The sequence below is a fragment of the Aquibium sp. ELW1220 genome, assembly GCF_030398385.1.
Taxonomy (GTDB): Bacteria; Pseudomonadota; Alphaproteobacteria; order Rhizobiales; family Rhizobiaceae; genus Aquibium.
Window position 1 is genome coordinate 1 of sequence record NZ_JAOAOQ010000024.1, and the last position, 15,111, is coordinate 15,111.

The 15,111-nt window shown below is 67.7% G+C and carries 13 protein-coding genes; 1 reads left to right on the forward strand and 12 read right to left on the reverse strand.

Features of this window, described 5'->3' with window-relative positions:
- Positions 1–574 precede the first annotated feature (574 nt).
- Positions 575–1,771 carry an IS256 family transposase gene (locus tag N1F91_RS19650; protein ID WP_289994799.1) on the reverse strand — a complete coding sequence of 399 codons (1,197 nt, stop codon included), beginning with the start codon at positions 1,769–1,771 and terminating at the stop codon, positions 575–577.
- A 313-nt stretch (positions 1,772–2,084) separates the two neighbouring features.
- Complete coding sequence (locus N1F91_RS19655) at positions 2,085–4,268, reverse strand: primosomal protein N' (protein WP_289994801.1); 2,184 nt, start codon at positions 4,266–4,268, stop codon at positions 2,085–2,087.
- Between the two features lie 91 nt (positions 4,269–4,359).
- Here N1F91_RS19655 and fsa point away from each other — a divergent pair, with 91 nt between their 5' ends.
- On the forward strand, positions 4,360–5,013 hold the full coding sequence (gene fsa, locus N1F91_RS19660) for a fructose-6-phosphate aldolase (protein WP_289994802.1): 654 nt from the start codon (positions 4,360–4,362) through the stop codon (positions 5,011–5,013).
- A 100-nt stretch (positions 5,014–5,113) separates the two neighbouring features.
- Here the strand turns inward: fsa and N1F91_RS19665 are convergent, their stop codons facing one another.
- The 10 genes from N1F91_RS19665 to N1F91_RS19710 form a co-directional block, all read right to left on the reverse strand.
- Positions 5,114–6,097, reverse strand: a complete 984-nt coding sequence (locus tag N1F91_RS19665; RefSeq protein ID WP_289994804.1) for a branched-chain amino acid ABC transporter permease — start codon at positions 6,095–6,097, stop codon at positions 5,114–5,116.
- On the reverse strand, positions 6,097–6,984 hold the full coding sequence (locus N1F91_RS19670) for a branched-chain amino acid ABC transporter permease (protein ID WP_289994805.1): 888 nt from the start codon (positions 6,982–6,984) through the stop codon (positions 6,097–6,099). Before N1F91_RS19670 ends, N1F91_RS19665 begins: the two co-directional genes overlap by 1 nt.
- Positions 6,985–7,048: 64 nt before the next feature.
- Entirely contained in the window at positions 7,049–8,242 is a 1,194-nt protein-coding gene (locus N1F91_RS19675) for an ABC transporter substrate-binding protein (protein WP_289994806.1), read from the reverse strand.
- A gap of 45 nt (positions 8,243–8,287) precedes the next feature.
- Positions 8,288–9,034 carry an ABC transporter ATP-binding protein gene (locus N1F91_RS19680; RefSeq protein ID WP_289994808.1) on the reverse strand — a complete coding sequence of 249 codons (747 nt, stop codon included), beginning with the start codon at positions 9,032–9,034 and terminating at the stop codon, positions 8,288–8,290.
- On the reverse strand, positions 9,027–9,782 hold the full coding sequence (locus N1F91_RS19685; RefSeq protein ID WP_289994809.1) for an ABC transporter ATP-binding protein: 756 nt from the start codon (positions 9,780–9,782) through the stop codon (positions 9,027–9,029). Before N1F91_RS19685 ends, N1F91_RS19680 begins: the two co-directional genes overlap by 8 nt.
- A 298-nt stretch (positions 9,783–10,080) precedes the next feature.
- Positions 10,081–10,245 (reverse strand): hypothetical protein, encoded by a 165-nt coding sequence (locus tag N1F91_RS19690; RefSeq protein ID WP_289994810.1) that lies wholly within the window; start codon positions 10,243–10,245, stop codon positions 10,081–10,083.
- 86 nt (positions 10,246–10,331) lie between these two features.
- Positions 10,332–10,718, reverse strand: coding sequence for a hypothetical protein (locus tag N1F91_RS19695; protein WP_289994811.1), 387 nt, complete (start codon positions 10,716–10,718; stop codon positions 10,332–10,334).
- A 72-nt stretch (positions 10,719–10,790) separates the two neighbouring features.
- Positions 10,791–12,404 carry a chaperonin GroEL gene (groL, locus tag N1F91_RS19700; RefSeq protein WP_289994812.1) on the reverse strand — a complete coding sequence of 538 codons (1,614 nt, stop codon included), beginning with the start codon at positions 12,402–12,404 and terminating at the stop codon, positions 10,791–10,793.
- A 52-nt stretch (positions 12,405–12,456) separates the two neighbouring features.
- Entirely contained in the window at positions 12,457–12,774 is a 318-nt protein-coding gene (locus N1F91_RS19705; protein WP_289994813.1) for a co-chaperone GroES, read from the reverse strand.
- 349 nt (positions 12,775–13,123) lie between these two features.
- Positions 13,124–15,031, reverse strand: coding sequence for an FAD-binding monooxygenase (locus N1F91_RS19710; RefSeq protein ID WP_289994815.1), 1,908 nt, complete (start codon positions 15,029–15,031; stop codon positions 13,124–13,126).
- Positions 15,032–15,111: the final 80 nt, after the last annotated feature.

The window sequence follows — 15,111 nt, forward strand, 5'->3', positions numbered from 1 at the left end:
CGAGACGAGCAGCGCGATGATGCCCCTCAGCTCCCGTCCGTACCGTCCCGCGCCGCGCATGCTCCAGTTCCTCCTTCAGCTGCGGTCATTGTGCGCCCGGGTGGGAGGGGTGTGGACAGAGCGGCGGGGGATTCGTGCAAGCGGTTGATTTTGCTGGGGGTGGCAGACGCGGATCGGGTGCCGGAAATGCGGGGACAGTTTCCTTAATTCGGATCGGGAACGACTGCGGAAGGCGTCGGAACCTGCCGAATTAAGTAAACTGTCCCCGGATTTCCCTCCGCCGCGGCGGGGCAGACCTGCGATGCTCGCGGTTCGGTCCGGCGGGGTCCCCCCCTCCGCCTCGCTTCGCTCGGCACCTCCCCCCCACTTCGTGGGGTTGGAGGATGGGCGGCAGCGTTGCCGGCGCTTATCCTCAACCCCACGGAGTGGGGGGAGGTGGCGTCGCGAAGCGACGACGGAGGGGGGGCGTGGAGACGTAGGGGGAGTGGCGTCTGTGGCGACGACGGCGGAGGGGGGAGGGCCGTGGGGCGGTCGTGTGCGTCAAGTTCTGCAAATTGGGCGGCCACGGCTCTGGTCATGCGGCTTTTCGGAGTTCGAGCTTCTTGTGCTCTCTGAGGTCGTCCATGTTGAGGTAACGGTTGGCCTCCATCCAGTTTTCGTTGGTTTCGACCGCGAGCGCACGCACGAGGCGCAGGCAGCTCTCTGTGTTGGGGAAGATGCGGACGACGTAGGTACGGCGCCGGATCTCCTCGTTGAGGCGCTCCAGCATGTTGGTCGACTTGAGGTGCTTGTGGTGCTGGCGCGGCAGCCGGAAGAAGGTGGGCGTCTGTTCGATGCTCTCCTCCGCCCAGCCCGTCAGGCGCGGATACTTGCCTGACCACTTGGCGAGCCATGCGGCGAGATCGGCCTTGGCCTCGGCGAGATCGCGGCGGTCGTAGAGCCAGCGCAGTTCCTGCAGGCAGTCGTCGCCATGCTTTCGGGGCAGGTAATCGAGCGCGTTCCGGAGGAAGTGCACGTAGCAGCGCTGCCAGGCGGCTTCCGGGATCGCTTCGCCGATCGCCGCCACCAGGCCGGCATGATCGTCGGACACGACCAGCTCGACGCCTTTGAGGCCGCGCCCCTTCAGGCCGACGAGAAAGTCCCGCCAGGACGAGCGGCTCTCGCGATTGGCCATCTCGACGCCCAGGATCTGGCGCCGTCCGTCCCAGTCGATGCCCACCGCGATCAGCACCGCCTGGCTCATGACGACGCCGGCTTCGCGGACCTTCTCGTAACGGGCATCGAGGATCAGGTAGGGAAAGGGCTCGTGAAGGGGGCGTTCGGCAAAAGCCTTCAGGCTCTCGTCGAGCCGCTTGTTGATGGCCGAGATCGACGAAGCCGAGAAGGCGTGGCCGCACAGTTCCTCGGTGATCGCCTTGACCTTGCGGGTCGACACGCCCTGCACATACATCTCCGCCAGCGTCGCCACCAGGGCCCGCTCGGACCGCTGGTAGCGCTCGAACAGTTCGGTCGAGAAGCGGCCCTGCCGGTCCTGCGGCACCCTGAGCTCGAGCTTGCCGACGCGCGTGACGAGCGTGCGGCTGTAATGGCCCGAACGGTAGCCGAGCCGCTCCGGCGTGCGTTCGCTCTTCGAGGCGCCGAGCGCTTCATCCATCTCGGCCTCCAGAACCTCCTGCATGACTACGCGGATCACGTCGCGCAGCCCATCGGGGTTCGAAAGCAGAATGTCTTTGACGGCGGCGCTGGCGGTCTTACCTTCAGTCTTGGTCATGGTGGCGTTCCTTCGCGGGAATCAGGTGACGTTGAACATCACCAGCCTGCCATGACCGCCCCTCTCAGCGAATTTGCAGAACTCTCCGCACACTACCCGTGGGGCATTGCGGGGAGACCGATGGCGACGCCCATCCCGACCCTCCAGCCGTCGATGCGCGGGAGCGTTGCCGTCTGCCTGGCCAGGTCTGTCGTGCCGGGCCTGCGACGCCCGAGGTTTGGTCTGGCGGCGTCCCCCCCCTTCCGCCTCGCTTCGCTCGGCAACTCCCCCCACTGCGTGGGGTTGGAGGATGGGTGGCAGCGTTGCCGGCGTCTTACAGGAAGCTCTGGGGGTCGATGTCGACCTGCACCCGGACCGAGCCGCGCGGACGGTCGGCTGCGGCGAGCATGGAGCGGACGAATTTCTGGATGTCGGAGCGCCTGTCGCCGTGGACGAGGAGGCGGAAGCGGTGGCGGCCGCCGATGAGGGCGAGGGGGGCTTCTGCGGGGCCGAGCACGTCGATGTCGTCGGCGCGCGGTGCTGCGCGGCGCAGCGCGCGGGCGTGGGCTTCGGCCTCGGCGCGGGTGGCGGCGCTGACGATGAGGGCGGCCAGCCGGCCGAAGGGCGGCATGGCGGCGCGCTGACGCTCGTCGGTCTCGCGGTCGTAGAAGGCGTCGGCGTCGCCCGAGACGATCGCCTTCATGACCGGATGGTCGGGCTGGTAGGTCTGCAGCAGGCCGAGACTCTTCTTGCCGGTGCGGCCGGCGCGGCCGGTGACCTGGGAGAGCAGCTGGAAGGTGCGCTCGGCGGCGCGCGGATCGCCGTTGGCCAGGCCGAGATCCGCATCGACGATGCCGACCAGCGTCATGTTGGGAAAATTGTGGCCCTTGGCGACGAGCTGGGTGCCGATGACGATGTCGGCCTCGCCCTTGGCGATGGCTTCCAGTTCCAGCCGCAGCCGGCGCACGCCGCCGAGCAGGTCGGACGACAAGACGATGATGCGCGCATCCGGGAAATGCGCGACCGCCTCCTCGGCGATGCGTTCGACGCCCGGCCCGCAGGCGACGAGATGGTCGAGCGCGCCGCAGGACGGGCAGGCCTCGGGCTGCCGCTCGGTGTGGCCGCACTGGTGGCAGACGAGCTGGCCGCGGAAGCGGTGCTCGACCAGCCAGCTCGAACAGTCCGGACACTGGAAGCGGTGGCCGCAGACGCGGCAGAGGGTGAGCGGCGCATAGCCGCGCCGGTTGAGGAAGAACAGCGCCTGCTCGCCGCGCGCCAGCGTCTTCTTCGTGGCATCGATCAGCACCGGCGACAGGAAGCCGCCGCGCGCAGGCGGGGTGCGGCGCATGTCGATCGCCTTCAGGTCGGGCAGGGCGGCCTCGGCGAAACGCGACGGCAGGGCGACGCGGCCGTAGCGGCCCGACAGCGCATTGACGCGGCTCTCGATCGACGGCGTCGCCGAGGCGAGGATGACCGGGAAGCCGGCGATGTGGGCGCGCACCACCGCCATGTCGCGGGCATTGTAGAAGACGCGGTCCTCCTGCTTGTAGGCAGGGTCGTGCTCCTCGTCGACGACGACGAGGCCGAGTTCCCGGAAGGGCAGGAACAGCGCCGAACGCGCGCCGGCGACCACGCGCACCTGGCCTTCCGCGACCTGGCGCCAGACCCGCTCGCGCATGCGGGGCGGCAGGTCGGAGTGCCATTCGGCCGGCTTGGCGCCGAAGCGGTCCTGGAAGCGCTCGAGGAAGGCATGGGTGAGCGCGATCTCGGGCAGCAGGATCAGCACCTGGGCGCCGCGTTCGATGGCCGCGGCGATGGCCTCGAAATAGACCTCGGTCTTGCCCGAGCCGGTGACGCCGTCGATGAGGGTGACGGAGAAGGCCGCGGCGCCGGCCCTGTCGCGCAGCGTGTCGGCCGCGGCCTGCTGGTCGGGGTTGAGCGATGCGGCGGCGTAGGCAGGATCGGGCGCGGCGACCACCGGGCGGGGCGGCAGCCTGACGTCCTCGAAGACGCCCTGCTGCTTCAGGCCGTCAATGACCGCGGAGGACACGCCGGCGGCGTGGGCGAGGCCGGAGCGCGTCCAGGCCATGCCCTCGTGTGCCAGTTCGAGCACGCGGCCCCGCGCTGCCGTCATGCGGTCGGGCAGGGCCGCGGTGCGGGCGATGCCGTCGATCCAGGGCTCGGGATCGAAGGCGGCGGGCGCGCGCAGCAGCATGCGCGCCACCATGCCGGGCGGCGAGAGCGTGTAGTCGGCCACCCAGTCGACGAAACGGCGCATGGCGGCGTCGATGGGCGGGCAGTCGAAGACCTGGGAAATCGGCCGCAGTTTCCTCGGGTCGACGGAACCGCCGTTGCCGTCCCAGACGATGCCGGCCACCTCGCGCGGACCGAGCGGCACGCGCACGATCGAGCCCGGCCGAACCGCCATGCCGGCTGGAACGGCATAGGAGTAGGGCCGTTCGGCGGGCATGGGAACCATCACCGGAACGACGGAGGGGGCGGGCGAATCTTGCGTCATGGCGCGTGACCTTGCCCCGAGTTTCGTCTAGATCAAAGGCCAACCAGGCGGGCCAAGCCCGTCCACCCCCCGAATTTGCCAGGAGACGACCATGAAATTCTTCGTCGACACCGCCGACACGAAGGAAATCCGCGAACTCAACGAACTCGGCCTGCTGGACGGCGTGACCACCAATCCGTCGCTGATCCTGAAGTCGGGCGGCAACATCGCCGAGGTCACCAAGGAGATCTGCTCGATCGTCGAAGGCCCGGTCTCGGCCGAGGTCGTGGCCGTCGACTATGCCGAGATGATGCGCGAGGCGGACGTGCTGTCGAAGATCGCCGACAACATCTGCATCAAGGTGCCGCTGACGCTCGACGGCCTGAGGGCCTGCAAGTCGATCACCTCGAGCGGCCGGCTGGTCAATGTGACGCTGTGCTTCTCGGCCAACCAGGCGCTGCTGGCCGCCAAGGCCGGCGCAACCTTCATCTCGCCCTTCATCGGCCGGCTGGACGACATGGGCTTCGACGGCGTCGAGCTGATCGCCGAGATCCGCCAGATCTACGACAATTTCGGCTTCGAGACGGAGATCCTGGCGGCCTCGATCCGCACGCAGGACCACGTCAAGCGCGTGGCGCTGATCGGCGCAGACGTGGCGACCGTGCCGCCGTCGACGCTGCGGGCGCTGGTGAAGCATCCGCTGACCGACAAGGGCCTGGAGCAGTTCCTGGCCGACTGGGCCAAGACCGGCCAGAAGATCGGCTGAGCCGAAATCCGGTCGGCGGCGCCGCCCGGGTTGCGGCAGCGCTGCGGGGCGGCTGAAGGCGAGACGGGGTGATCGGGGCGCGGTGGCGCCCCGTTCGCGTTTACAGCGGCCGCCTGATGATGCGTGCCAGGACGCCGACGATGCCTTCGCGGAACAGCATGACCGCGACCACGAAGATGATGCCCTGGCCGATCGTCACCCAGTCGCCGAAGGTCGCCAGGTAGTTCTGCATGGTGACGATGACGGCGGCGCCGAGGATCGGCCCGAAGACGGTTCCCATGCCCCCGAGCAGGGTCATCAGCACCACCTCGCCCGACATGGTCCAGTAGACGTCGGTGAGCGAGGCGAGCTGGAAGACGATCGCCTTGGTGGCCCCGGCGACGCCGGCGAGTGCTGCAGACAGCACGAACACCGCGAGCTTGTAGCGCCTCGTCCGGTAGCCGAGCGAGACCATGCGGGGTTCGTTGTCGCGGATGCCCTTCAGCACCTGGCCGAAGGGCGAATGGATGATGCGGTAGATGACGAGCAGGCCGATGAAGACCACCGCCAGGACGAAGAAATAGAGGTTGCGGTCGGGCGCCATCGAGATCAGCCCGAACAGATGGCCGCGCGGCACCGACTGGATGCCGTCCTCGCCGCCGGTGAACGGCGCCTGGATGGAGAAGAAGAAGACCATCTGGGCGAAGGCGAGCGTGACCATCGCGAAGTAGATGCCCTGGCGGCGGATGGCGAGCGAGCCGATGGCGAGGCCGAGCCCGGCGGCTGCCAGCGTGCCGGTCAGGATGGCGAGCTCCGGCGTCAGCCCCCACACTTTCGCGGCATGGGCGGAGACATAGCTCGCGCTGCCGAAATAGGCGGCGTGGCCGAAGGACAGGAGCCCGCCGAAGCCGAGCAGGAGGTTGAAGGCGCAGGCAAACAGCGCGAAGCACAGCACCTTCATGACGAAGACGGGATAGAGGATGTAGGGCGCCACCAGGCCGAACAGCAGCAGGCCTGCGAAGATCCACATGTGCAGCGCCGGCATTCCGGGCGCCTCGACGCCGGCGGACCGGGACAGGTCGAGCGAGGAGGTCTGCGTGGCCATCAGGCTTCCCTTCCGAACAGGCCGGCCGGCTTCACGAGAAGCACGATCGCCATGATGACGAAGATGACGACGGCGGAGCCTTCGGGATAGAAGACGCGCGTCAGGCCCTCGACGAGCCCCAGCCCGAAGCCGGTGAGGATGGAGCCGAGGATGGAGCCCATGCCGCCGATGACCACCACGGCGAAGACGACGATGATGACGTCGGCGCCCATGTTGGGGTTGACCGAGTAGATCGGCGCGGCGAGCACGCCGGCGAAGGCGGCGAGCCCGACGCCGAAGCCGTAGGTCAGGGTGATGAGGCGGGGGACATTGATGCCGAAGGCGCCCACCATCGTCGGGTTCTCGGTCGCGGCGCGCAGGTAGGCGCCGAGCCGCGTCTTCTCGATGACGAACCAGGTGGCCAGGCATACGACAAGCGAGGCCACGACGACCCAGCCGCGATAGTTCGGCAGGAACATGAAGCCGAGGTTCTGGCCGCCCGAAAGCTGCCCGGGGATGGCATAGGGCAGGCCGGAGATGCCGTACTGGTTGCGGAAGACGCCGGTGATGATCAGGGCCAGCCCGAAGGTCAGCAGGAGCCCGTAGAGGTGGTCGAGATGGTAGAGCCTAGAGATCAGCAGCCGCTCCAGGACCACGCCGGTGACGCCGACGATGACGGGAACCAGAAACAGCGCGCCCCAGTAGGGGATGCCGACATAGTTCAACAGCATCCAGGCGACGAAGGCGCCCATCATGTACTGCGCGCCGTGCGTGAAGTTGATGATGTTCAGCAGGCCGAAGATGATCGCAAGTCCAAGGCTCAGCAGCGCATAGAAGGAGCCGTTGATCAGGCCCAGCAGCAGCTGGCCGAACAGCGCCTGCGGCGGAATACCCAGCAGTTCGAACATGGTGGCGGACCCTGTCTTGCGCGCGGGGCGGCGCGCCGGCGAACCGGCGCGCCGCCCTCATGCCTTACTGCACGAGCGGGCAGCCGCCGTCGGCGAGCGGACGGAAGGCCTTGTCGGCCGGGATGGTGGCGACGGTCTCGTAGAGATCCCACGGGCCCTTCGAATCCGCGGGCTTCTTGACCCGGAAGAGGTAGGCGTCGTGGGTCTTGCGGCCGTCGGCGCGCACCACGCCCTGGCCGAAGAGCGGATCGTCGGTCGGCATTTCCTTCATCTTGGCCATGACGGCCTCCGGATCCTTCGAGCCCACGGCCTCCACGGCCTTCAGGTAATGCAGGACCGAGGCGTAGACGCCGGCCTGGATCATCGACGGCTTCTTGCCGGTCTTCTCCTCGAAGCGGGCCGACCATTCGCGGGTCTTGTCGTTGAGATCCCAGTAGAAGGTCTCGGTGAGGACGAGGCCCTGGGCGACGTCGAGGCCGAGCGCATGGATGTCGTTGACGAAGACCAGCAGGCCGGCGATCGACTGGCCGGCCTGGGTGATGCCGAACTCGGCCGCCTGCTTCATCGAGTTGACGGTGTCGCCGCCGGCGTTGGCCAGGCCGATGACCTGTGCGCCGGACGCCTGCGCCTGCAGGAGGAACGACGAGAAGTCGGTGCCGGGGAACGGCGTCTTGACGCTGCCGATCACCTCGCCGCCGGCTGCCGTGACGACCGCCGAGGTGTCACGCTCGAGCGCATGGCCGAAGGCGTAGTCGGCGGTCAGGAAGAACCAGGTCTTGCCGCCGGCCGCGACCATGGCGCCGCCCGTGCCGTGGGCGAGCTGCCAGGTGTCGTAGGTCCAGTGCACCGTGTTGGGCGAGCACTTCGACCCGGTCAGGTCGGAGGTCGCGGCGCCCGAGTTGAGGAAGATCTTGTTCTTCTCGCGGGTGATGTCGTTGACGGCGAGCGCCACGGACGAGGTCGGCACGTCGGCGATCACGTCGACGCCTTCGGTGTCGTACCACTGCCGGGCGATGTTGGAGCCGACGTCAGGCTTGTTCTGGTGATCGGCCGAGACGACCTCGACGGTGATGCCCTTGTCGGTGCCGAAATCCTCGGCGGCCATCTGCGCGGCGACGGCCGAGCCTTCGCCGGTGATGTCGGCATAGATGCCCGACCGGTCGTTGAGCACGCCGATCTTGACGGCGGTCTGGGCGAATGCCGTGCCCGCCATCAGCAGGCCGGCCAGCGACGCCACGATAAATCCTGTCTTTCTCATTCTTATCTCCTCCGGTTGCGGCAATTCCTGCCGGTATTCCTCAGCTCAGACGCCCAGATAGCGGTGCAGCTTGTCGATGTTGGCGTCCAGCTCGTCGTTGGGGATCGTGTCGATGACACGCCCTTGCTCCACCACGTAGTGACGGTCTGCGACCGATGCGGCGAAATGGAAGTTCTGCTCCACCAGAACGATGGTGAATCCCTGCTGCTTCAGGCGCGCGATGGTGCGGCCGATCTGCTGGACGATCACGGGGGCGAGGCCCTCGGTCGGTTCGTCGAGCAGCAGGAGCTTGGCGCCGGTCCGCAGGATGCGGCCGATCGCCAGCATCTGCTGCTCGCCGCCGGAGAGCTTGGTGCCCTGGCTCGACAGCCGCTCCTTGATGTTGGGAAACAGCTCGAAGATCTGCTCGACGGTGAGGCCACCCGGCCGCACCTGCGGCGGCAGCATGAGGTTTTCCTCGACGGAGAGCGACGAGAAGATCGCCCGCTCCTCTGGACAGAGCGCGATGCCGAGGCGCGCGATGGCCCGCGCCGGCAGCCGGATGGTCTCCTGGCCGCCGAACGTCACCGAGCCGGACCGCTTGGCCAGAATGCCCATGACGGCCTTCAGCGTCGTGGTCTTGCCGGCACCGTTGCGGCCGAGCAGGGTCACCACCTCGCCTTCCGCGACGTCGAAGCTCACCCCGTGCAGGACGTGGCTTTCGGAGTACCAGCCCTCGAGGCCCTCGACCTTGAGGAGGGGGGCGGCTGCCGGGGATGCCGCGTTGCGGCTTTGGAGTTCGGTCTCAGCCATGACCCGATCCGATATAGGCCTCGATGACGCGGGCATCCTTCGACACCACCGCATAGTCGCCCTCGGCCAGGACCTCGCCGCGGGCCAGGACGGTGATGCGGTCGGACAGGGACGCGACGACCGAGAGGTTGTGCTCCACCATGAAGATGGTGCGGTTGGCCGCGATGCGGCGGATCAGCGTGGAAATCCGGTCGATGTCCTCCTGCGTCATGCCCGCCATCGGCTCGTCGAGCAGCAGCATCTCCGGATCCAGCGCCAGCGTCGTGGCGATCTCCAGCGCCCGCTTGCGGCCATAGGGCAGTTCGCCGGCCGGCGTGGCGGAGAACTCGGTCAGGCCGACATCCTCCAGAAGCGCTGCCGCCTCGTCGTTGAAGGCGGCCAGCACCTTTTCGGAGCGCCAGAAGTCGAAGCTGTCGCCGCGGCGGCGCTGCAGCGCGATGCGGACGTTTTCCAGCGCGGTCATCTTGGGGAACACCGCCGAAATCTGGAACGAGCGCACCAGACCGAGCCGGGCGATGTCGGCCGGCTGCATGGCGGTGATGTCGCGGCCGTTGTAGCGGATGGTGCCGCGGGTCGGCTGCAGGAACTTGGTCAGGAGATTGAAGCAGGTCGTCTTGCCGGCACCGTTCGGTCCGATCAGCGCGTGGATCGAACCGCGCCGGACCTTCAGGTCGACATTGGCGACCGCTACGAAACCCTTGAACTCCTTGGTCAGGCCGGAGGCCTCGAGGATGGTGTCCCCGCTCATGGATGCGAGAAACCTACCATCGAGTTGCACTCAACGGCGCGACGCGAGGGCCGCGCGCCCAAGATTTCGACATGTCTCCTCCCGTGGCAGTTTCTGCCTTTGGCCATTGACTGGCGGGGCGAGTGTACCTGCCTGCGCGGTGCATTCAATAGCGTAAATATACGTTCTTCGGACGGGCAGGGCGGAAGCCGGTATCCGAAGACGGGGCGGCCGCGCAGGGCGCGCGCCGCCGGGGCAGCGGGTGTCGCCACCACGGCCGGACCTGCCCGAACCTGCCCTGCGCTGCGAGGGGCCGGGATCAGAGGAGCCGGTCGTCCTCGGGCTTCCTGGCGGCGCGGCGACGGGGCGCCTCCGCGTCTGATTTGCGATGTTCTTCCTGCGCGGCCTTGCGGACCAGATCGAAGCGGTTCTCCTCGACCTCGTTCGGCGCCGTGGGAGCGGGGATCTTCTTGAAGACGATCATCGGCTTGCTCTCTGCTCGGGTTCAACGGGAAAGGTGCCGCGCCGGGAAAAAAGGCCCGGCGCCGGCATTATCAGGTGGCTTCGCCCTCAGGCCGCGAGCGCGATCGAGCAGGCTTCCGCGCCGCGACGGTCGGGACTCGTGGCGCCGGGCATGGTGGCCCAGCCACCGGCCTCGACGAACTGCCGCTTGGCGGAAGCGCTGGGAATAGCCTTCAGTTCCACGAGGCGGGAGGCGGCGTCGGGTGCGGCGTTGAAGCGCTCGATGCAGATGCTGCTTGCCAGTTCGCCGCGCGCGACGTTGCCCGCCGTCGTGGCAAGATCACGCGAGGTGCCGCCGGTCACCCAGCCGCCCCAGTTGAAGCCGATGATCATGGTTGCGACGGCCGCGCCGGCGCATGCCCAGACGAGCGTCGACTTGGACGGCTGGTAGGCATCGAATTTCTGCGTGACCGAAGTCCTGGTGTCGTTCTGCATGGACGTTTTCCTTTCCGGTTTCTGACGAAGATCGGCCTTCCGGCCACGCTGGCCGAAAGGTTCGGACATGCCTCAGTATCCCCTGCCGGTGTCGGCTCCGCCCTTCGGCGGCGCGTCGGCGATCATCGCCTCCGCGGTGATCAGCAGGGCCGCGATGGACCCCGCATCCTGCAGGGCGGTGCGCACGACCTTGGCCGGGTCGACGATGCCCGCCTCGATCATGTCGACATAGGTTTCGGTCTGGGCATCGAAGCCCTGGTTCGGATCCTTGCCGTCGGCCAGCTTGCCGACCACGACCGAGCCTTCGACACCCGCGTTCTCGGCGATCTGCCGGATCGGGGCCTCGAGCGCCCGCAGGACGATCGAGACGCCGGCGGTCATGTCGGCATTGTCGCCGGCGAGCGAGGCGAGTGCAGTGCGGGCGCGCAGCAGCGCCACGCCGCCGCCCGGAACGATGCCTTCCTCGACCGCGGCGCGGGTGGCGTTGAGCGCATCGTCGATGCGGTCCTTGCGCTCCTTCACCTCGGTCTCGGTGACGCCGCCGACGCGGATGACGGCGACGCCGCCCGCGAGCTTGGCGAGACGCTCCTGCAGCTTCTCCTTGTCGTAGTCCGAGGTGGTCTCCTCGATCTGCGCCTTGATCTGCTGGACGCGCCCCGCGATGGCCGTCTTTTCGCCGGCACCGTCGATGATCGTCGTGGTGTCCTTCTCGATGACCACCCGCTTGGCACGGCCGAGCATGTCGATGGTGACGTTCTCGAGCTTGATGCCGAGGTCCTCGGAGATCAGCTGGCCGGCGGTGAGGATGGCGATGTCCTCCAGCATGGCCTTGCGGCGATCGCCGAAGCCGGGCGCCTTGACGGCCGCGACCTTCAGGCCGCCGCGCAGCTTGTTGACGACCAGCGTGGCGAGCGCCTCGCCCTCGACGTCCTCGGAAATGATGAGGAGCGGCCGGCCGCCCTGCACCACCGCTTCGAGGATCGGCAGCATGGCCTGGAGATTGCCGAGCCGCTTCTCGTGGATGAGGATGTAGGGGTCCTCCAGCTCCGCGCGCATCTTCTCGGCATTGGTGACGAAGTAGGGGGAGAGGTAGCCGCGGTCGAACTGCATGCCCTCGACGACATCGAGTTCGGTCTCGGCGGTCTTGGCTTCCTCGACGGTGATGACGCCCTCGTTGCCGACCTTTTCCATGGCCCTGGCGATCATCTCGCCGACCGTGGCGTCGCCATTGGCGGCGATGGTGCCGACCTGCGCGATCTCGGCGGAGGATGCGACCTTGCGGGCGCGGGCCTGGATGTCCTTGACGACGGCTGCGACCGCGAGGTCGATGCCGCGCTTCAGGTCCATCGGGTTCATGCCGGCGGCGACCAGCTTGGCGCCCTCGCGCAGGATCGAGGCGGCGAGCACGGTGGCGGTGGTGGTGCCGTCGCCGGCGAGATCATTGGTCTTGGAGGCCACCTCGCGCACCATCTGGGCGCCCATGTTCTCGAACTTGTCGGCGAGCTCGATCTCCTTGGCGACGGTGACGCCGTCCTTGGTGATGCGCGGTGCGCCATAGGCCTTGTCGATGACGACGTTGCGGCCCTTGGGGCCGAGCGTCACCTTGACGGCGTCGTTGAGCAGTTCCACGCCGCGCAGCATGCGGTCGCGCGCGTCGGCGGAAAACCTGATTTCCTTGGCAGACATGATGTTCGTCCAGTTCGGTCTCGGGATTGCGGGGAAGGCGAGAAGCGGCCGTTCAGGCCGCCAGGCTCGCGGTCGTTTCGGTGGGCTGGACGACGCCCATGATGTCGGCTTCCTTGACGATCAGGAGGTCCTCGCCGTCGATCTTGACCTCGGTGCCCGACCATTTGCCGAAGAGCACGGTGTCGCCGGCCGCGACGTCGAGGGCGACCAGCTTGCCGGCCTCGTCCCGCGATCCGGGGCCGACGGCCACGACGACGCCTTCCTGGGGCTTTTCCTTGGCGTTGTCGGGAATGATGATCCCGCCCTTGGAGATCAGCTCGCCCTCGGCGCGCCGGATGACGACGCGGTCGTGGAGTGGACGGAATGTCATGGGAAATCTTTCTGGGGCCGGCGCATAGGGCGACCACTCAATACATATAGGTGCATTGGCACTCGGAAGATAGGAGTGCCAGAGATTATTCGGGCCGCGAGGCGCCGCCCGGTGCACCTTCCTGCCCGCACGGGTCGACGATCCGGCAGGCGCAGAAATAATTCGCCGCGCCGGAGTTCCGTCTTATCGATGATTGTATTTGGTCGATAATCTCGCTCGAACGAGCAGCCGCGCGGCCTGTTTTGAAACTTTTCCACCGACGAGGGAAAGACGTCGGCCGGCGTCGAGAACGACTTCCGCGCCCGCCGTTTCGCCTGCTGCGCGGGCGCCGTCGCCGCTCAGCCGCGCATCAGCGGTCCGTTCGCAGGACGCCGGTGAAGAAGGAGCGGAGCTCGTCATGGGCGTCGAGCGGCAGGACGTGGGCGACGTACTGGTCCGGGCGGACGACGACGAGGGCGCCCTTCGCGCGATCGATGCCGCGCATGGCGTAGATGTCGGGTCCGTGTTTCAGCGGCGCGCACAGGATCTTCTCGTAGTCGCGCAGCCGGAGCCTGCCCTTGGCCGGCAGAAGCAGGCCGGGCATGGAGCCAATGGCAAGCGCGCGGTGGTCCTGCTGGAAGACCGCCCGCAGGTCGATCTCCGCATCGGGATCGGACCCCGCCGAAAGGGCGCGGGCGATCGGCAGCTCGGCTGCATTCGACAGACAGGCGCAGAGCGCTGCGACGGGCCCGCCGTGGGAACCGTCGTCGCCGGCTCCGGCGAAGGCGAAGAGGCGCCAGCGCGCGTCAGCCTGGATCACGTGACCGAGCTCGATGCGTTTGCCGTCGCAGAGCCGCATGACGGGTGCCGAATGGAGCCGCGCGCCGATCGGGAACCCGGGCGCAAGCGCCTGCCAGGTGGACGGACCGGTCAGCGCCGAGGGCCTGTAGGTGACGGACATGCCGGCGGTGTAGCGGCCGTGCTCGATGAAGTAGCGCTGGAACTTCGGGACACCGGTGTCGTCGGGCCCGGGCGGCTGGCTGATGATGCGGGACCATTCGCGGTCGAAGTCGATCAGGTCCTTCGCCACCGCCTGGCGCTCGGCGGAGTAGCTGTGCAGCAGTTCGGGGCCGGCGCGCCCGAGCAGGACGGAGACGAGCTTCCAGCCGAGATTGAAGCTGTCGCCCATCGACACGTTCATGCCCTGCCCGGCCTTGGGGCTGTGGGTGTGGCAGGCGTCGCCGGTGATGAAGACGCGCGGCGTGCGCGTCGCGAGTTCCGCTTCGGGCACGTCGTCGAACCTGTCGGTCAGGCGCTGGCCGATCTCGTAGACCGACCACCAGGCGGTCTCCTTCACGTCGAGCGTGTAGGGGTGGAAGATGCGCTGCGCGGCGGCGATGAGGTGATCGAGCGTGACGTTGCGGTGGGCGACGCGCTCGGTCTTGCCGAGCTTGTCGAGCTCGATGTAGAGGCGGACGAGATAGCCGCCCTCGCGCGGGATGAGGACGATGTTGCCCTCGCCGGCCGACTGGATCAGCGACTTGAAGCGGATGTCGGGGAAGTCGGTGACCGCCAGCACGTCCATCACGCCCCAGGCCTGGTTGGCGGAATCGCCGGCGAGTTCGCGGCCGATGGCCTTGCGGACGCCGCTGCGGGCGCCGTCGCAGCCGACGACGTAGCGGGCGCGCACGGTCTCGCGCTCGCCTTCATGGCCTGTGTCGACACGCTCGATCGTGACCGTGACCGGATGATCGCCCCCGTCGGGGTCGACGGTCAGGTCGACGAGCCGGCGGCCGTAGTCCGGCACCAGCCGCGAGGGCGAATGGCGCATGATCTCGAGATACATGTCGTGCACCCGCGCCTGGTTGAGGATGACGTGGGGCATCTCCGACAGTCCCTCCTCGACGTCGTCGACGCGGCCGCTGCGGACGATGCGGCGCGGATCGGCGGGATCGGGCTTCCAGAAGGTGGTCTCGTTGACCCAGTAGCCCTCCTTCATCACCTTTTCGGCAAAGCCGAATGCGCCGAACATCTCCATCGACCGGCACGAGATGCCGTCGGCCTGGCCCTTCTCCATCGGCCCCGGCTTCTGCTCGATGAGGCGCGTCACGATCTGCGGGAAGGCGGCCAGCTGCGCGGCGAGGGTGAGACCGGCGGGTCCTGAGCCGACGATCAGCACGTCGACCTCTCCGGGCAGGCTGTCCAAGGGAGCGCGGCCCGGTGCGGCATCGTGGATCTCGGGATTGCCGGGCCGGAAACCGTTCAGGTGGAACTGCATCTGTCTTCCCTTGCTCGCGGGCGGCTTTTCGATATGATAAGTACCCATATGATATGTGTACTTATCATATCCGTCAATCC